At 55.5% G+C, this 19,050-nt stretch carries 15 protein-coding genes; 5 read left to right on the top strand and 10 right to left on the bottom strand.

Annotated features, from left to right (window positions below; genetic code table 11):
• Positions 1 to 10: 10 nt before the first annotated feature.
• The 3 genes from trpC to R84865_RS07235 all read left to right on the top strand — a co-directional run bounded on the left by trpC (position 11) and on the right by R84865_RS07235 (position 1,611).
• The gene (gene trpC / locus R84865_RS07245; RefSeq protein ID WP_435639251.1) at positions 11 to 808 is read left to right on the top strand and encodes an indole-3-glycerol phosphate synthase TrpC; all 798 of its coding nucleotides are present in this window, start codon (positions 11 to 13) and stop codon (positions 806 to 808) included.
• A gap of 300 nt (positions 809 to 1,108) precedes the next feature.
• A complete protein-coding gene (yefM, locus tag R84865_RS07240; protein WP_435636619.1) occupies positions 1,109 to 1,360 on the top strand; it encodes a YoeB-YefM toxin-antitoxin system antitoxin YefM in 252 nt (83 codons plus the stop codon).
• The gene (locus R84865_RS07235; RefSeq protein WP_435639250.1) at positions 1,357 to 1,611 is read left to right on the top strand and encodes a Txe/YoeB family addiction module toxin; all 255 of its coding nucleotides are present in this window, start codon (positions 1,357 to 1,359) and stop codon (positions 1,609 to 1,611) included. Before yefM ends, R84865_RS07235 begins: the two co-directional genes overlap by 4 nt.
• Before the next feature lie 360 nt (positions 1,612 to 1,971).
• Here R84865_RS07235 and R84865_RS07230 read toward each other — a convergent pair whose 3' ends face one another.
• A complete protein-coding gene (locus tag R84865_RS07230) occupies positions 1,972 to 2,349 on the bottom strand; it encodes a carboxymuconolactone decarboxylase family protein (RefSeq protein WP_435639249.1) in 378 nt (125 codons plus the stop codon).
• Entirely contained in the window at positions 2,346 to 3,329 is a 984-nt protein-coding gene (locus R84865_RS07225; protein ID WP_435639248.1) for an aldo/keto reductase, read from the bottom strand. The genes R84865_RS07230 and R84865_RS07225 overlap by 4 nt, the downstream gene beginning before the upstream one ends.
• A 48-nt stretch (positions 3,330 to 3,377) precedes the next feature.
• Between R84865_RS07225 and R84865_RS07220 the strand changes: the two genes are divergently transcribed.
• On the top strand, positions 3,378 to 4,337 hold the full coding sequence (locus tag R84865_RS07220) for a LysR family transcriptional regulator (protein ID WP_435636623.1): 960 nt from the start codon (positions 3,378 to 3,380) through the stop codon (positions 4,335 to 4,337).
• Between the two features lie 389 nt (positions 4,338 to 4,726).
• Here R84865_RS07220 and R84865_RS07215 read toward each other — a convergent pair whose 3' ends face one another.
• A complete protein-coding gene (locus R84865_RS07215) occupies positions 4,727 to 4,945 on the bottom strand; it encodes a hypothetical protein (protein WP_435639247.1) in 219 nt (72 codons plus the stop codon).
• Between the two features lie 415 nt (positions 4,946 to 5,360).
• Positions 5,361 to 6,152 carry a glycerophosphodiester phosphodiesterase family protein gene (locus R84865_RS07210; RefSeq protein WP_435630888.1) on the bottom strand — a complete coding sequence of 264 codons (792 nt, stop codon included), beginning with the start codon at positions 6,150 to 6,152 and terminating at the stop codon, positions 5,361 to 5,363.
• Positions 6,153 to 6,476: 324 nt separating this feature from the next.
• Here R84865_RS07210 and R84865_RS07205 point away from each other — a divergent pair, with 324 nt between their 5' ends.
• A complete protein-coding gene (locus R84865_RS07205) occupies positions 6,477 to 7,058 on the top strand; it encodes a hypothetical protein (protein ID WP_435639246.1) in 582 nt (193 codons plus the stop codon).
• A 55-nt stretch (positions 7,059 to 7,113) separates the two neighbouring features.
• Here R84865_RS07205 and R84865_RS07200 read toward each other — a convergent pair whose 3' ends face one another.
• From R84865_RS07200 to betI, 6 genes are all read right to left on the bottom strand, one after another.
• A complete protein-coding gene (locus tag R84865_RS07200) occupies positions 7,114 to 10,182 on the bottom strand; it encodes an efflux RND transporter permease subunit (RefSeq protein ID WP_435639245.1) in 3,069 nt (1,022 codons plus the stop codon).
• Positions 10,179 to 13,376, bottom strand: a complete 3,198-nt coding sequence (locus R84865_RS07195; protein ID WP_435639244.1) for an efflux RND transporter permease subunit — start codon at positions 13,374 to 13,376, stop codon at positions 10,179 to 10,181. The genes R84865_RS07200 and R84865_RS07195 overlap by 4 nt, the downstream gene beginning before the upstream one ends.
• A complete protein-coding gene (locus tag R84865_RS07190) occupies positions 13,373 to 14,554 on the bottom strand; it encodes an efflux RND transporter periplasmic adaptor subunit (RefSeq protein ID WP_435630884.1) in 1,182 nt (393 codons plus the stop codon). The genes R84865_RS07195 and R84865_RS07190 overlap by 4 nt, the downstream gene beginning before the upstream one ends.
• Positions 14,555 to 14,901: 347 nt before the next feature.
• Positions 14,902 to 16,623 carry a choline dehydrogenase gene (gene betA, locus R84865_RS07185; protein ID WP_435639243.1) on the bottom strand — a complete coding sequence of 574 codons (1,722 nt, stop codon included), beginning with the start codon at positions 16,621 to 16,623 and terminating at the stop codon, positions 14,902 to 14,904.
• Positions 16,624 to 16,870: 247 nt separating this feature from the next.
• Positions 16,871 to 18,340, bottom strand: coding sequence for a betaine-aldehyde dehydrogenase (gene betB, locus R84865_RS07180; RefSeq protein WP_435639242.1), 1,470 nt, complete (start codon positions 18,338 to 18,340; stop codon positions 16,871 to 16,873).
• A gap of 54 nt (positions 18,341 to 18,394) precedes the next feature.
• Positions 18,395 to 19,006, bottom strand: a complete 612-nt coding sequence (gene betI / locus R84865_RS07175; RefSeq protein ID WP_435630881.1) for a transcriptional regulator BetI — start codon at positions 19,004 to 19,006, stop codon at positions 18,395 to 18,397.
• Positions 19,007 to 19,050: the final 44 nt, after the last annotated feature.

The raw sequence follows: 19,050 nt of genomic DNA, 5'->3' as shown, positions 1-19,050 counted from the left end.
GAGGTAAAGCATGAGCACTATCCCAACGGTTCTTGGCAATATCCTGACGCGCAAGCGGGAAGAGGTTGAAGCGCGCAAGGTCGAGCGGCCGCTTGAACAACTGATCGAGGCGCTTGAAACAGCTCCTGCACCGCGCGGATTCGTTGCTGCACTGCGTGGGCGTATCGCGGCAGGCGATGCGGCCGTGATCGCCGAAGTTAAAAAGGCATCGCCTTCCAAAGGCGTGATTCGTGAAGACTTCGATCCCGCTGCTATCGCTCGCAGCTATCAGGACGGCGGCGCAGCCTGCCTGTCGGTACTGACAGACGTCGACTTTTTCCAGGGCAGCGACGCTTATCTGCAGCAAGCGCGTGAGGCATGCCAACTGCCTGTCCTGCGTAAGGACTTCGTGATCGATGAATATCAGCTTTACGAAGCGCGCGCGCTGGGCGCCGACTGTGTACTGCTGATTGTCGCCGCGCTAAGCGACAGCGAACTCGCAGCACTGCACCAACGCGCCGTCAGCCTAGGGCTGGACGTTCTGGTCGAAGCGCACGACGCCGAAGAGCTAACGCGCGCGCTGGCGCTCGACATTGACCTGGTGGGTATCAACAACCGCGATCTGCGCACCTTCGATACCACCCTCGACGTAACCTTCGATCTGCTACCGAGTATTCCCGAAGGCGTTACGCTGGTCACCGAATCCGGCATCATGAACCGCGAAGATATCGACAGGCTACGCAGCGCCAACGTCAACGCCTTCCTGGTTGGCGAGCGATTCATGCGTGAAGCAGAGCCCGGTAAAGCGCTCAACGAACTGTTTTTCTGAGCTTAGGTGCTCCCATAAAACGAACAGCAAGCTCGGTAGGGTAACAGCGCCGCCAAATGGTTTGATGGCAGGTTTGCTGCGCAGGTAGGCGGTAATAAAAAGCGCCGCGCTCTGTGAAAAGGGGCGCGGCGTTTTTTTGTTTAGCGAATGATGGAGGCATATCGCCTAAGAAGGGTGCCGGAAGTGCGGTGAATGTGAGAGTAGACTCACTGACAGTAGCTTCGTTTCAGCAACTGCTGCTGAGTATTGTGGGTGGACAGCATCAATTGTACAATAAACTGTACAAACAGAGGGCTTGCCATGAAAAACATTAGTTACAGTGAGGCGCGTCAGAACCTTTCTGCCGTCATGTATGAGGTCGCAGAAGACAATGCACCGATTCTTGTCACGCGCCAAAATGGAGCGGCTTGTGTTCTTATGTCCCTGGATGAATACAACGCATTGGAAGAGACGGCTTATTTGCTGCGTTCTCCCGCTAACGCACGCCATCTTATGGATTCGATCGAAGAATTGAGAAACGGTAAAACCGTCGAGAAGGGCACGATTGAGTGAAACTTATTTGGTCAGAAAAGGCGTGGGCTGACTACATTGACTGGCAGCAGACTGATAAGAAAGTCGTTAAGAGAATTAATGAGCTTGTGAACGACGCCCTGCGTACCCCTTTCGCAGGGAAGGGCAAGCCAGAGCCTTTAAAACATAGCCTATCCGGCTTCTGGTCGCGACGCATCACCGCAGAGCATCGTCTCGTGTATACCGTTAACGAGGACAGCTTGCTGATAGCAGCATGTCGCTATCATTACTGATGGTATTGCTCGTTTCGAGGGCTGAGTGCACTTCTTTTGCTACTCAACGCGTCGGCTTTATTGTTCAACGCGTTGGGTTATTTCACGATATAAACCATTTGCTCTAATACACTCGCTAATTTTCTTCATTAAAATCGCCGCGCTCTGTGAAAGGGGCGCGGCGGTTTTTGTTAAGCCTTCGCATCCTACGTGATTCGGCGATTGCGATAGATACTCGCCCATTCCGGATAGGAGCCCAATTGGAGCCAGTTCCGTGGTGACGTGGGCTACGCTTCCTAGTCCTGAAGTGCCTCCTCTGCCCGTTCATTGGTAATGTTTTGAGTTGTATCCATCATTATTCTCGCTAATATTTAAGCCTTATTAAGTAGTGATAAATGCTTTTCGAGCGGAACTGATAGCGTTCATCGCTGCTGGTACACCGGCATACACGGCAACCTGGTAAATAATTTCGACGATTTCTTCCCGAGTGACCCCAGTGTTAAGCGCCGCACGCATGTGAAAATCGAGCTGTCCTTGAGCGGTACCCATCGAAGCCAACATGGCAACGGTGAGCATCTCTCGGAGGCGTAGATCAATACCCGGGCGTGAAAGAACATCTGTAAAGGCAAAGCCGAGGATTAATTCAACTGCCTCGTGATCGAAGGAATCGAGGTTATTAGTGACCTTTTCAGGTGCTTCTTTTTCGAGCTGTTTTAGAAGCGCCAGGGCGCTGTCTCGACGATTTGAGGATGTGGTCATGCGTTAACTCCCTTCATTCCTTCAGGAGTGTAGCGTTCACCGATGATCGGAAGCTGTTTGATGGCCATTTCTAAAACACCACACTCGTCTTTCGATAGAATGATTTCGGATGCCAATACATTCTCCTCAAGATATTTCAGACGTTTTGTTCCCGGAATAGGCACGATGTAGTCACCCTGAGCGAGCAACCAAGCGAGTGCGAGCTGCGCTGACGTACAGTTTTTCTCATGGGCCATCGTCGCGATCACATCAGCGATTCTCCGGTTGGTTCCAATGACTCCTTGTGCAAAACGGGGCAAGCTGGCTCTAAAATCGTCGCCTTCAAATTCTTCGTCTACTTGAAAGCGCCCGGTCAAGAAACCTCGACCCAAAGGAGAATAGGGAACAAAGCCGATACCTAATTCACGACACGCGGGTAAAACGTTATCTTCTACACCACGTGACCAGAGGGAATATTCTGTCTGCACGGCTGTTATAGGATGAACAGCATGTGCCCGTCTAAGAGTTTCTTCACTGACTTCACAAAGGCCGATTCGAGCAATTTTGCCTTCTCGAATAAGTCCGACCAGTGTCTCCATGGTTTCTTCAATTGGATGATTTAGATCGACGCGATGAACGTAATAAAGGTCAATCTGTTCAATGCCCAAACGCCTTAGAGATCCTTCACAGGATTGTCGCACATAAGAAGTACTGTTATTTATCTCACGTGTGTACTCACGGGGCTTACGAACGATGCCGAACTTGGTTGCGACTTTGATATTCGCACCGCTCTGACGAATAAACTTTCCGATCAACTCTTCATTGTGGTGAGGCCCATAAGTATCGGCAGTATCGAAAAAGTCGATACCCATATCAGCGGCTCTGGATAGTACGCGAAGTGACTCATCATCGTCTGTTGGGCCGTAGAACTCACTCATACCCATACACCCCAAGCCAATAGCCGAGACTTCGAGATCTGCACACAGTTTCCTTTTCTTCATGATTATTTCCTCCCGACTGTATTGACGTTACAGTGGCATAATCAGTCCGTGAAAAAACTGGAGAAAAATAAAAAGATGGTTTCCAAAAATGAAAAACAACTATCCCAAAAACTTGTTTGGGATGATGTTTACGCGCTTTTGGCCATTGCTCGCCACGGTACTTTGAGTGCGGCTTCTATCCAAATGGGAACAGGCATTGCTACGCTGTCGAGACGCATTGATCGGTTAGAGAAAGCATTGGGAGTGCCGTTATTTGTGCGTCAGCAAAGTGGATACAAGCTGACCGAAGAAGGTAGTAATTTGATTGAAAAAGCAGAGGCGATGGAAGCGGCGGCTATCGCACTGACTTCCGGATCGGATCGCTCGACTCAGATGTCAGGGACCGTTCGGCTAGCCACTGCTGAAAATCTTGCTACCGGGCTTATTCTCCCTAATTTGAGAAAACTTCAATCAACTTACCCAAATATTGTCGTCGAAATTGTCACCAACGTATCCACCGCTAATATTCACCGGCATGAAGCAGACTTGGCCATCCGTATGGTGAAACCAGAGCGAGGCAACGTCAGCTTTCGCCGACTTGGCACTATGGGATATGGACTGTACGGCAGTGTTGACTGCGCGAATCGGTTAGCTAGATCAGCCGGCCGCGGTAGTTACGAAAGCAGTTCATTCATAGCCTGGTCAGACATGTTTTCGCACCTTCCTGCTGCGCAATGGATGGAACGCGTATTACGAGGCAGACGCCCGGCGCTGATCGCAACGTCCTTAACCACACAGATTTCCGCAGTCTCCGCTGGACTGGGGTTAGCTGTACTTCCTCACTTTGCTGCACGTGACGCAGGATTAGTCTGCATCGATGCGGATATAGGCGTGCAACAGCCAATTTATTTGGTCATTCAATCGGATTTGGCACAATCTAGCCGTACGCGAGCTGTAGCCGACTTTCTCAGTGAGTTAATAATTGACAATAGGGTACTTTTAGAGGGCGCAGAAATATTCACTGGCTGACTCCCAGCGAAGGCACGCTGATCCAACGCCTCCCGTTTCGTTTTTCATTATTGGAAAAGGGTTTCCCTTTCTCCGGTAAAGATTTCTAGATAAAGAAAGTTATAAAATCTTTCTGTAGCCAATGCGGTGTGATGCCTCACTAATAGCGATATAATAACATCTTCATAAAAATACTTATTTCGAGACGTAGTTGTTTTGAATGCGCACTTATATGTTGCGTGTTGTGCGCAATAACTTATTATATATTAATGAATGTTCTATTTTTTAGAAAAGAGGGCTCAATTATAAAGCGCCGCGCTCTGTGAAAAGGGGCGCGGCGCTTAGTGTTTGGCGACTGATGGGGAAAGTTGGCTAACCAGAGTGTTGGCCTTATTGACCAACGCCCTTAGTTACTTCAGGAAATAAACCATAACGCCGTTGATGGCGCTGAAGGTGGCGACCAGCATGCCCATGGCGGTGATTAATTTCCACGTTTGGCTGTTAATCGCTTGGTAAACGCTGACCAGGTCGTGTTTGGTCGCATGGCTGCTTTTTATAGCCGCCACGTCGGCGCTGAGATCTTGGATAGTGAGTTCCAGCGTGTCGACGCGTTTTTCCAATCTGTCCATTGGTGGCTCTCCGCCGTTACCAGTGCTGCTTTGGCTATTGTCGATGCTTCTTGATGAGGCTGGCTTGTGAGCCATCCCGATTACCTTGTTAGGGTAGCGCATGGTATATGTTTGTCCCAGTGATCGTGGCGATGGCTGCCCCATTGATCCGTTCTCTCTATCAACTGGGCTTGGTGTAAAACGTATTGTTTTTCATGAAGTTGTCGAGGTAAAGCAGAATTCTCGAGCCGCGTTGCTGTTTAAGCTATGTGACAGCGGTGGAATGAATGCTATGTTGCCAACGCAGGTGGGTAGGGGCTCGGAGATTCTTTAGTCATCTCGCTTTAATACGGTCGCTCATATATTTCACCCAAAAAAAGCGCCGCGTCCTTTTCACAGGGCGCGGCGCTTCGCATTTAGCCACCAGCCGCTTCAGCTATTCGCCGATGGGATCGCTGGGCTGATGCTCATTGTCGCGGCCTTGTGGGTGCTCGGAGGTGTCGTTGAGCTGGCTGAATAGGGTGGGGTCGTCCGAGATGACGGCGTTAACGCCGCACTGCCACCAGGGCGCGAATGCATCGGGGTCGTTGACGGTATAGCACACGACTTCGAGGCCTTTTTGGCGCATTTCCTTCACGATGTCAGGGTTGAGATTCTCCCAGTTGGGATGAATGCTGACTGCGCCAACGCGCTCGACGTCCCACTGCCACACCCGTGGCACTTTCTCATCGTAAAGAATGCCGAGATTCAGCGAGGGATCGAGGCGGTGTGCGCGGTAGAGCGCTTCCTGATTGAAGCTTGAGAGCAGTAGACGCTCACTTGGAAGGGCGCCGCTGAGATGCGGCACTACGGCTTCGGTGAGGCGCAGTGGATCTCGCGCGGTGCTGACCTTGATTTCAAGGTTGAGACCAAGCCCGAGCTCGTCGACGGTAGCGAGGGCTTCTTCCAGCGTGGCGATACGCTCACCGGCAAATTCAGGTGAAAACCAGCTGCCTACATCGAAGCGACGTGCCTCGGAAAGTCCGATTTGAGAGAGATAAGCGCGGCTGTTGCTACAGCGCGCCATGTGCGCGTCGTGCCAGATAACCGGCGTGCCGTCGGCAAGCAATTGAACGTCGAGCTCAACCCAACGAATACCGGCCTCGGCGGCCGCTCGGATGGCAGAGAGGGTGTTTTCGGGCGCTCTTGCAGCGAATCCACGGTGACCCATCAAGCGTGGCAGTAGCATTGATATTTCCTGACATAGAGTGAAAAACGAACAGCGCGTCGATCGTGCATCTTTCGAACGTACCGGACATGCCGAAGCGCTGCTGGTTGCAGTGCTTCTCAGCAGGTGTCGCGCTGCAGTACCGCTCGAAGAATAGCTGTCCGGCCGCGCGTTGACGTGTGCAGTATTCCCAGCGCTGTACCACGCGGCTCGGCACTCACTCGACCATAAAAGGCGCGCAAGGTGGGCGCAATAATGATGCGTGCCTGATTTTCCGCAGCAACCTCGTTATAGTGCCCGCTACACGCCAGTTAATCACCTTTTTGTGATGGAATTATGATGAGAATGATTGAGATAGCAGCGGGGCAGCAGCGTGACGACTGCGTAGCGCTGCTGTGCGCAGAAGTTTTCGGTAGCGCTGCCGGCCTAACACCGCTGGTGCGTTTCGCTGCGATAACCAGCGAATTATTGCCTAACCACGCGGCGCGTATGGTGGCATTAGCCGATGATGGTGCGCTGAAAAGCGTGGCGTTACTGGTGTTGGAAGAGCAGGGGCGTGCCGCTGAGCTGACGCTGCTGGCAACCCCCAAGACGTTGCGCGGCCAAGGCTACGCAACGGCGCTGGTAGAGCGCATTACTGCCTCCACCGCGCTGCGGGTGTCGGTTACCCAGCCGACACTTGAAGCGTTTTTCTCGTCAGCCGGGTTCTCACGCTGGCTTGATGCGCCCGCAGGTGAGAATGCGCGAGTAGGGCTGAACGCTCAGCATCCTGCGCAAAACGTGGCGGAACTCGATGAGGTTATTGCCGTTGACGACGCGCGTATTGTGCGCACGTTCAAGCACGATCCCGCCACCTTCGAGCGTTTCAAACAGCAGTTTGTCGATGGCTTGGCGCGCGCCGAGCGTTATTTCTCGGTGGTGCACTAAGCTCTCCAGAGCGCGCTTCAACTTGGGCCGTTACTGAGAAGAAGGCGGCCCTGATTTACTGCTTCGAGCGTCGCCAGTAGCGCAACTTATCGAAGTAAAGATAAACCACTGGGGTGGTGTAGAGCGTTAGCAGTTGGCTAACGATCAGGCCGCCCACAATGGTAACCCCAAGCGGGTAGCGGTAGGCGGCGTTCTCATCGTGTCCAATCAGCAGTGGCACTGCGCCAAGAATAGCCGCCATCGTGGTCATCATGATCGGCCGGAAGCGCACCAGCGCGGCCTCGGTAATCGCCTCCTGGGGCGATTTTCCATAATGTCGTTCGGCGTGCAGGGCAAAGTCCACCAGCAAAATGGCGTTCTTTTTCACCACGCCGATCAGCAGCACAAGGCTGATCATCGCCACCATCGTGAAAGGCTCTTTGACCAGCAGCAACGCCAGCAGCGCGCCCACTCCGGCTGACGGCAGCGTCGACAAGATCGTGAATGGATGAATGTAGCTTTCGTAAAGTATGCCTAGAACCAGATAGACGGTCGCCAGTGCCGCCAGCAGTATCCACGGCATGGCTTGGGAGCTCGATTCAAAGTCGGATGCCGAGCCATTGAAGTCGACAATGATATCGCCCGGCAGCATCAGGCCATCCACCTTGTGTTTGATGGCTTCGGTAGCGTCCCCTAACACCACGCCATCCGCTAGATTGAACGAGATGCTAATCGACGCAAATTGATCGAGGTGATTAACCTCAACAGGTGACACCGAGCGCTCTACGTGTGCGAACGCGGTAATCGGAATCTGCTTGCCATCGTCATTCACCAGATACTGGTGGCTCAGTGAATCAGCGCTGGCCTGATAATTCTCTTTCACGTGCATGATCACGTAATACTGATCGGTGCCGCGATACACGCTCGATACCTGGCGCTGCGCGAAGCTGTTTTCCAGCAAGGTATCGACATCGCGCATGCTGATTCCAAGCGCGCTGGCACGCTCGCGATTAACCACCAGATTCAGCGCTTGGCCGTTAGCGCTGTGGTCGCTGGTCACCCCGGTAAGCTGCGGCATGCTATCCATTGCGTGAGTGACCCGGTCAGCATACTTGTTCAGCTGTGCAACGCTGTCGCTGCGTAGGGTCAGGTCGTATTGGCCGTTACCGCTGCCGCCACCGATATCCTCTGCCGCAAACATGCCAATGCGTAGCCCGGCAAAATGGCTAACGCGCTGGGTTAACTGATTGGCGATGGTTTGGGTATCGGCGTCACGGTCATTCTTCAGCGACAGTGACATGAACGCGCTTGCGCCACCGCCGTGGCGACCGCCGGTACTCACATAGCCGGCCACGCTCTCCACCCGCGGGTCTTTCATTAGCACATCGCGCACCTGCTCAATCTTGTCGCGTGTGGCGCTGAAGCCGAGGCTTTGGTCGGGGCGAATCGAGGTTTGAATGCGTCCGGTGTCCTGAGTGGGAACGAACGCTTTCGGCACCACCACGAATAGGTAACCGTTGAGTCCTATCACGGCAAATAGCGATAGCAGGGTTAGCCGGTGGTGTTTGAGCGCGACGGCCAAGGTAGTCGCGTAACCGCGCTGCACCAGATTTCCCATTGCAATTAGCCAGCGCTCTGGGCGCCTTACTTTATGGGTATGACGTGACGCAAACAGATACGCACACATCATTGGCGTTAGCGTCAGCGATACCACCATCGAAATCAGTAGCGCAATCATCAGTGTGGCGGCAAACGAGCTGAACAATAACCCCAACAGATCGGGAAGCAGCATAATGGGGATGAGCACCGCCACCAGCGAAAGCGTCATCGAGACCACGGTAAAGCTGATTTCAGCGCTGCCCTTGAGCGCAGCAGAGAAGGGCGGCTCGCCACGATCGATATGTCGCGCCACGTTCTCAACCACCACAATGGCATCGTCGACCACAAATCCCACCGACACAATCAGTGCCATCAGTGTCATGGTGTTAAGCGTATAGCCGCACATGTATATAGCGGCGAAGGTGCCAATCAAGGTGATAGGAATGGCGACGCCGGGTATCAGCGTGGGGCGTAGCGAGCGCAGAAACAGGAAGATAACGCCGACCACCAGCAATACCCCAATGATGAGCGTTAGCTGAGTTTCGGTGAGCGATGCGCGGATACCCGGCGAACGGTCCATGGTGACGTTCAGCTCAGTGGCTTCAGGCAGCAGCGAGGTCACATTGGGCAATTCGGCGCGAATTTGATCGACGGTGTCGACGATATTGGCGTCTGCCGTTGGCCTGACCACCAGAATGACCGCGCTGCGCTGATTATAGAACCCGGAGCTGTAAGGATTTTCGACGCCTTCGCTCACCTCGGCCACATCGCCAAGGTGCAGAATGCGCCGGCCGTTATCGCTGCTGTGCACAATCAGCGAGCGATAGTCTGATGCGTTAAACAGCTGGCTGTTAGTGCCTAACATCAGGCGCTTGTCGCCGCTATCTATATTGCCGTTGGGTTGCAAGGAGTTGGCGTTATCCAACACGTTGCGCACGGTATCGAGGGAAATCCCTGCATGCTGTAGCTCGAAGGGATCGACGCCCACGCGAATGGCGGGAGAGGAGCTACCGCCCACGCTGATCGAGCCAACGCCTGAAATGCGCAGTAATCGCGGGGAAATGGTGCGATCTGCCAATTGATAAAGCTCGCCTTGAGAAAGCCGTGGCGAACTCAGGCTCATTAGCAATATGGGGGCGTCAGTGGGATTGACCTTGCGGTAGCTGGGGCGACTGCGCATAGCGGTTGGCAGCAGCGCCTGTGCCGAGTTGATGGCCGCCTGTACCTCGCGTGCCGCCTCATCGATGTTCTTCCCGAACTTGAACTGCACCACGATCTGGGTGCCGCCTTCAGAACTGGTGGAGCTGATTTGCTTGATTCCCGAGATCTGCCCAAGCGAGCGCTCCAGCGGCGCTGCCACGGTAGAGGCCATGGTATCCGGATTGGCGCCGCTCAAGGAGGCATTGACCATAATGACCGGAATACGCATGTCGGGCAGCGGCGCCACCGGTAGCATGAACCACGCCAGCCCGCCCAGCAGCAGCGTCGCTACCGATAGCAGAATGGTAGCGATAGGGCGTTTGATAAAGGGCGCAGTGATATTCACTGCGACGGCCCCTCATTGCCATCATGATGATGGGACGATGCATGGCGAACGCGTTGCCACCAGTCGGATAGACGCTCGAAGTAAAGATAAATCACTGGCGTGGTGTAAAGGGTCAGCAGTTGGCTGACCAACAGCCCGCCCACCAGCGAGAAACCGAGCGGTTTGCGAAGCTCAGCGCCGTAGCCTGAAGCAAACATTAGCGGTAGCGCGCCAAGCAGGGCGGCGAAGGTGGTCATCATGATCGGCCGGAATCGCAGTCGGGCCGCCTGGAAAATGGCTTCGCGTGGACTCATCTGCTGATGACGCTGCGCATCGAGGGCGAAGTCGATCATCATGATGGCATTCTTCTTCACGATCCCGATCAGCAGAATAATCCCGATAATGCCCACCATTCCCAGCTCCATGCCGCCCAGCTTCAATGCTAACAGTGCGCCGATGGCTGCTGAAGGCAGCGTCGACAGAATGGTGAGCGGATGAATATAGCTTTCGTACAGGACGCCAAGCACGATATAGGCGGCCACTATGGCCGCTACAATCAGCCACAGCGTAGAACTATTGTTGTTGGCATACACCTGCGCCGAGCCCTGGTATTCAAGGCGGGTGTCGTTATTCAGGTGGGCGCCCTGACGCGCCTTGTCGATGGCAGTAAAGGCATCAGAGAGTGAATAGCCAGCGCCCACGTTGAAGGAAAGCTGGGTCGAGGGCAGTTGGTTGTCCTGATTCAGCGCCAGTGGTGCTTCGCGTTTTTTGACGGTTACCAGTGAGGTAAGCGGCACCATCTTGTCGTCTTCGCCGCTCAGATAAAGCCGCTCCAAGGTGCTCGCATCGCGACTCAGCGATTTTTTCAGGCCAAACACCACGCGGTATTGAGTTGCCTGACTGAAAATCGTCGATACCAGCCGCTGGCCGAAGGCGTTGTAAAGGGTCGCGTCGATATCGCTCATGCTGATGCCAAGGCGACTGGCGGTGTCGCGATCGACTTCAAGATAAAGCTCACTGCCCTTGTTTTGCATGTCCGAGGTTGCATTGCTGATCGCCGGCGAGGCGTTCATGCGTTCCAGCAACGCACTCACTTCCCGCTCCAGCACGCTACGATCTGGATGAGTCATGCTCATCTGGTACGGCTCGCGGCCAATCTGATCCTCCAGCACCAGTTCCTGTACCGGCTGCAGATAGAGCTTGATGCCGGCGACCTGCCGCGCCTTGCGGCTGAGGCGATCCATCACGGTTTGGGTATCATCGCGTTCGGCAATCGGCTTCAGCACGATCGACAGTCTGCCCGAGTTGAGCGTGGCATTGGTGCCGTCGATCCCGATCATCGAACTGACGTTCTGTACCGCAGGATCCTCTTGTACCAAGCGAGCGAGCATCTGCTGACGTTTCGCCATGGCGTCGAACGAGGTGTTTTGGCTGGCATCGGTAATGCCCTGCAGCATGCCGGTGTCTTCACTGGGCAACAGCCCCTTCGATATCGACACGTAGAGAAGGGCAGTAACGACAAAAGCCCCCAGTGCCACCAGCAACGTCGCAAACTGATGGTTAAGCACCCAGCCAAGCGTTGTGCCATAGCCACGTTCGATACGGCTGTTAACGCTTTGCTCATCGTACTGAGCGATGTGACTGCCCTGATCTGAACCTTGAGCAGTAGCGTGGTGCGCATCGGCTGATCCGTCAGCGTGGTGATGCGGCGGCTGGGCATCTGGATGATGGTGCTGGATGGGCTCCAGCAGCTTGGCGCACAGCATCGGCGTCAGCGTTAGCGAAATAAATGCCGAGATAACAATGGCGCAGGTGAGCGTTAGCGCAAATTCGCGGAACAAGCGGCCAATCACATCCTGCATGAACAGCAATGGAATCAGCACCGCAATCAGTGAAATGGTCAGTGAGATAACCGTGAAGACAATCTGGTGCGAGCCTTCCAGCGCGGCCTTGAGCGGCGGCTTGCCACGCTCAAGATGGCGAATAATGTTCTCCAGTACCACGATGGCATCGTCTATTACGAAGCCGGTCGCGATGGTAAGCGCCATCAGACTGAGGTTGTTAACGCTGAAGCCGAACAGGTACATCGCCGCGAAGGTACCGATCAGCGTTAGCGGCACTGCGACGCTGGGAATCAGCGTCGCTCGCAGGTTGCGCAAGAACAGGAAGGTTACCAGCGTCACTAGCGCAATCGCGAGTACCAGCTCGAACTGCACATCCTTGATAGAGGCGCGAATGGTTTGGGTGCGGTCCGCCAACGGCTCGATATGCACGCTAGGCGGAAGCTGAGCTTGCAGCCTTGGCAGTAGTTGCTGAATTTGATCGACGGTAGAGATAACGTTGGCGCCGGGCTGGCGTCGAACGTTCAAAATCAACGCCTCTTGACCATTGGCGTAGGCGGCCAAGTAGCGGTTTTCAGCGCCTTCGCTTACGTCCGCGACATCGGAGAGCCGTACCGCTGCGCCATTGCGGTACTTGATGATCAGGTCACGGTATTCGTCCGCCGAGGCAAGCTGATCGTTGGCATCGATGCTCAGCGTGCGGTAGCGCCCGTAGATGCTGCCCTTGGCAAGATTGACGTTGGCGTTATCAACGGCTTCTCGAACATCCTCAAGGCTCATGCCTGCCGCTGCCGCCTTGCGCGCATCGATATCCACCCGCACTGCCGGCTTGTTACCGCCTTCCAGATTGATCATGCCGACGCCCTGCACCTGACTAAGACGCTGGGCAATGCGTGTGTCGATCAGGTCATAGACTTTCGCCAGCGGTAGACTGTCGGAGGTGATGGCCAGGCTCAGAATAGGGGAGTCCGCTGGATTGACCTTGCGATAAGCAGGCGGCATCGGCAGATCAGAAGGCAGCAGCGACTGCGCCTGGTTAATGGCCGCCTGCACGTCCTGCTCGGCAACGCCAATATCAGTATCGAGCGAAAAGCGCAGGGTAATGATCGACGCGCCGCCGGTGCTGTTCGACTTCATGTCCTGCAGCCCGGAAATTTCTCCCAACTCGTTTTCCAGTGGAGCAGTCACGTTCGACTGCATGACCTGCGGCCCTGCTCCGGGGTAGAGCGTCTGCACCTGAATGGTGGGAAATTCGACCTCCGGCAGCGAAGCCACTGGCAACATGCGATAGCCCAGCACGCCGGCGATCATGATCGCCAGCATCACCAGCGAGGTGGCGACGGGCCTGAGAATAAACGGTCGCGATGGATTCATGAGGGATCGCTGTCGGTTGCCTGGGTGTCTTGCGCCGTTTGCTGATCGCCGGGCAAGTGGTGGCTAACGACGTTGACCGTTGCGCCGTCGCGCAGGCGGTCGATGCCATCAACGACTACCTGATCTCCTGCCTCAAGGCCGCTTTCGATAGCCACCTGTTCGGCGCTGGTAGCGCGCTCTACAATCTTGCGCCGTTGTACCTTGCTGTCACTGCCTACTACATAAACGAATGAGCCGTCCTGCGCGCTTTGCACGGCGGTTTCGGGAATTACCACCGCATTGGGCAGGCGCGCTAGTTCTACCTGAACGTTAACAAACTGATCGGGGTAGAGCGCTGTACTGGCGTTATCGAAGCGCGCACGCATGCGCAATGTGTTGGTTTCGCTGTCGATCTTGCTGTCGATGCTTTGCAGGCGGCCCTGCGCAAGCTGCTGCTTTTCGCCGCTTTCAAACACCTTGACTACCACGCCTTGCTCAAGGCGCGCAGCAATCTGCTGGCGATAGCTCGCGGGCAGCGAGAACACCACGGAAATCGGATCAAGCTGGGTGATGGTCAGCAGCGGAGAACTGCTGCCCGACGACACCAGGTTGCCGGGATCGATGTTGCGTACCCCGACAATCCCATCGACGGGCGAGGTGATGGCGGTGTAGCTAAGGCTGGCTCGGGCATTTCGGACCGCTGCCTGCTGCGCATTTACGGTGCCTTGATATTGGCGAACCTGATCGCGCTGGTCGTCGAAGGTTTGTCTCGAGATGGCGCCGCGCTCGAGTAGCTTACGATTGCGCTCTAAATTCTGCTGCGCATTGCTCAACTGCGCTTGAGATTGCGCTAATTCGCCTTGCGCCTGCTGCAATGACGCGTTGGAGGTGCGATCGTCGATGCGGGCGATAAGATCGCCACGTCGTACGTGATCACCTTCATTCACATTGATCGATTCAAGCGTTCCTTCCACCTGAGGAATGACATTGACCGTGGCCAGCGACGTAACCGTGCCCAGCGCTGATACGTAAACTGGAAAATCTTCACGAACTGCTGGCATCGCTGATACGGCATCGCCGCTTTGACGCTCGCTGTTCGTCGACGATTCGCCGCTGTCGCGATGGCTGTACCATCCAATGCCGATGACCAGTAGCACGATGACGGCCACCACCAGCCCAATTCGTTTTCTAATCGTCACGCTGTTGCTCATAGAGGAGTGGACTCGTCTCATGCCTGGAAAGCGGCTAGTGGATGCAAAAGAACATTGTTGGCCAGTCGTTGGTCGCTAGCCGTTTATTTAATACTCTATCTCGCTGAGCCCGGTGCTTAGAAGGGCACCGCCAATGAGTGCTGAAGCGATGCTTATAATTGTAGTCTAAGTGTTATCTCAAACTTAAGGATATAGTGTATCAATTTAGAAGAGAATCAATAGCATGTGGGTAAAAATATGTAGTAATTCTCGGCATTGTCTATTTCTTTATACGCAAAAAAAACCGCACCCTTTTCAGGGCGCGGTATGTGCGGGTATTGCTTGCGTGTCTATCGTTAATAAGCGGTGCGAAGCGTTATGCCGGGAATAGGGCTAAGATCGCTGGCAGCGTCGCCCTGGGTCTCGGCTTTGAAGTAATCGGCAGTGCTCTTGGCGAGCGGTTCGCGGCCACGAATGCGATCGGCAATTTTCTCGGCCATCATGATGGTGGTGGCGTTGAGGTTACCGGTAACAATCAGCGGCATCAGCGAGGCGTCAACCACGCGCAATCCTTCCATGCCGTGCACGCGCCCCTGTCCATCAACTACCGCCAGATCGTCGTCGCCCATGCGGCATGAGCCACACGGATGGTAAGCCGTTTCGGCGTGGCTTTTGACGAACTCATCCAGCTCCGCGTCGCTCTGTGCGCTGGCGCCCGGCGCAATTTCAGCGCCGCGGAACTTGTCGAAAGCGGGCTGATTGATAATGTCGCGCGCCTGACGAATACAATCGCGGAACTCAATCCAGTCCTGCGGATCGCTCATGTAGTTGAACAGAATGCTCGGTGCATCTTCAGGGTTGCGCGAGGTCAGTTTGATACGGCCACGGCTGCGCGAGCGCATTGAGCCGACGTGTACCTGAAAGCCGTGAGTTTCAGCGGCGCTCTTACCGTTGTAGCTGATCGCCAGCGGCAGGAAGTGATACTGCACGTTGGGCCAGGGCTCTGCTTCATTGGTACGCGTAAAGGCACCTGCTTCGAAATGGTTACTGGCACCAAGCCCTGTGCCTTTGATCATCCATTCGAGGCCGATCTTGGGCTGATTCTGGATTTTCAGTGCAGGATAGAGCGACACTGGCTCCTTGCACTCGTATTGAATGTACATTTCGAGGTGATCTTGCAGGTTCTTGCCTACGCCGGGCAGTTCGTGCACGACCTCGATTCCCAGCTCGTTGAGCCACTGTGGATCGCCAACACCGGAGCGTTGCAGCAGTGCCGGCGACGCAATAGCGCCACTGCATACCAGCACTTCACGACGTACCCGCACCTGCTGGCGCGTGCCGTTGCGCAGATACTCGACGCCGCGCGCCTTTTTACCTTCGAACAGCACGCGGTCGGTGGTGGCGTGGGTTTCGATGGTAATATTGGGGCGCTGTTTGGCGGTGTCGAGATAGCCACGGCTAGTGGCGGCGCGGCGGCCTTGCGGGGTCACCGTGCGGTCCATCGGGCCAAAGCCTTCCTGGCGATAGCCGTTGAGATCGTCGGTTTCGGCGAAGCCTGCTTGCTTGCCGGCTTCAACAAAAGCGCGGTTGAGCGGGTTGTCGTTGACATTGGAGGTCGCTACCGACACCGGGCCATCGCCGCCGTGGTAATCATTAGCACCAATATCGCGGCTTTCGGCCTTGCGATAGTAGGGCAGGCAGTCGGCATAGCTCCAATCCTCAAGACCGGGCTGCTGCGCCCAGTTATCAAGGTCCATGGCGTTGCCGCGGATATAGCACATGCCGTTGATCAACGATGAGCCGCCCAGCCCTTTACCGCGTCCGCACTCCATGCGGCGATTGTTCATGTGCGGTTCCGGGTCGGTTTCATATGCCCAGTTATAGCGTTTGCCTTGTAGCGGATACGCCAGTGCAGCAGGCATTTGGGTGCGGAAATCAAGGCGGTAATCGGGACCGCCGGCTTCCAGCAGCAGTACGGTTACCGAAGGATCTTCGGTCAATCGAGTGGCGAGCACGTTGCCCGCTGAACCTGCACCTACGATGACGTAATCGAATTCTCGAATCTCGCGGTCAGCCATCAGGTAACTCCTTGTCAAGGATGCCGCAGCGTTGTTGGCGCGGCATCAAGATCGTCGGGGCCGACGCCGCTGGCGCCGGAAGATGGGAGGGCAATGCGATAAAGTGCGCAGTGCCAAAGGCTAAGCGTTGTGCCTGCGAACAAGCAGTACTTACCCGCAGCACGTAAAGGACATCGCTGCGTGGCGCTTGCGGCAAGCGTCGCCTTGGACGACGCCTGCATGCCAATGTTGTTCGCGGGTCGCGTGCTTAGAACGCGGGTGGGAACTCGCCCATTTCAATCAGTACCGACTTCGATTTGGTGAAGTGCTTGAGGGTTTCGGCACCATTTTCGAAGCCAACGCCGGACTGCTTGTAGCCGCCGACCGGCATTTCAGCGGGGGATTCGCCCCAGGTGTTCACCCAGCAGATGCCTGCTTCGATCTGATGGATGACGCGGTGCGCACGGTTCAGGCTCTCGGTAAAGACGCCGCCCGCCAAGCCATAGCTGGTGTCATTGGCGCGACGCACGACTTCTTCTTCGCTGTCGAAGGAGAGAATCGACATTACCGGGCCGAAGATTTCTTCCTGCACGATGCGCATGTCATCGCTGCAGTCGGTATAAACGGTGGGGGCAACATACGCGCCCCTGGCCAGTTCACCTTCGGTCATGCGCTCGCCGCCGGTCAGCAGCTTGGCGCCGTCCTGCTTGGCGATATCGAAGTACGACAGCACTTTATCGAGATGCTCGAAGCTGACCAGCGGGCCATAGTTGGTGGCAGCGTCGAGTGGGTCGCCGGCCTTGAGCGCTTTGATGCGTTCCAGCACTTTCTGCTCGAACTCTGCCTTGATGGAGCTTTCGACAAAGACGCGCGTGCCGTTAGTGCACACCTGACCGGTAGAGAAGAAGTTGGCCACCATCGCACCTTCGACAGCACGGTCAAGATCGGCGTCAGCAAATACGATCAGCGGTGACTTGCCGCCCAGCTCCATGGTGACTTCCTTCAGCGAGGAAGCCGCAGAAGCGGACATCACTTTTTTACCGGTACCCACTTCGCCGGTGAACGAGATCTTGTCGATGTGCGGATGGTCGGTCAGAGCGATACCCACGTCGGCGGCGCCATGTACGACGTTGAATACGCCGTTGGGCAGACCGGCTTCGGTATAGATTTCGGCCAGTTTCATCGCGGTTAGCGGGGTAACCTCGCTGGGTTTGAACACCATCGCGTTGCCAGCGGCCAGTGCCGGTGCCGACTTCCACAAGGCAATCTGGATCGGATAGTTCCAGGCACCAATGGCACCACACACACCAATCGGCTCGCGACGGGTATAGAAGAAGGCGTCGCTGCGCAGCGGCTGCTGGATACCTTCAAACGCCAGCGATGCACCTGCCATGTATTCGAGGACATCCGCACCGGTCACAATATCGACAGCGCTGGTTTCGCTGAACGCCTTGCCGGTATCGATCGATTCCAGCTTCGCGAGCTCATCGTTGCGCTCACGCAGCAGCGCCACCGCACGGTTAAGAATGCGCGCACGCTCCATTGCTGTTTTGGCGGCCCATTCGCGCTGACCACGGCGTGCCGCAGCAACGGCGCGATCGACGTCGGCGCTGGAGGCTTCCTGCACCTGAGCGATCACGTCACCGGTTGCAGGGTTAACGGTATCGAAGGTTTTGCCTGAAGTGGCGTCGACCGGTTTGCCGTCGATGTATTGCTGGATGATCGGCAGTGTGCTCATGAAACGTCTCCTGATAGATGAAGAGTGCGTAATCAATCGTTGAGTGCTTATGCGTTACTGTGCCAGTGCTGCTTGACTGTCACATGAATGAAGCTGTTCGTTGGCGAAGTGGCGCGCAATGCGCAGCGCGGCATCGACATCGAAGCGCTCGGGCATTAATGCGCCGCGCAGCCACAGGCCGTCAATCAAGGCGGCTAAACCACGGGCCGCGTCGCGTGCCTTGTCAGGCGGCAAACGCCGACTGAATTGATAGCACAGATTGGAAAAAAGGCGTCGATCATTGACGCTTTGCAGCCGTTTGAGCTGCGGCCGATGCATGCTCGATACCCAAAAGGCCAGCCAGGTTTTCATGGCTGATTCGCTGACCTGACTGCGGTCGAAGTTGCCCTCGATAATGGCGTTAATGTGGCCTTCGACATCGTGATGGGCGGTGGCGCGGCGGCGCTCGGCAACGGCAGCGCTCAATTGGCTCAAGACTTCCCGCATGGTCGCTTCAATCAGACCATCCTTGCCGCCAAAGTAGTGGCTGATAATGCCCGCAGAGACTCCGGCACTTTTCGCGATTCGTGCAATGGTGGTGTCTTCCAGACCGAAGTGATCGATGGTGACCAAGGTCGCATCGATTAACTGACGGCGGCGAATCTGTTCCATTCCTATCTTTGGCATGAGGCGTTCCTGATGGTGCGACTCAGATGGCGGGCAGTGTAGAT

Origin of the sequence: Carnimonas bestiolae (assembly GCF_051251145.1) — a bacterium.
In the GTDB taxonomy this organism is placed as follows: domain Bacteria; phylum Pseudomonadota; class Gammaproteobacteria; order Pseudomonadales; family Halomonadaceae; genus Carnimonas; species Carnimonas bestiolae.
This window is presented reverse-complemented; position numbering and strand designations above follow the sequence as displayed.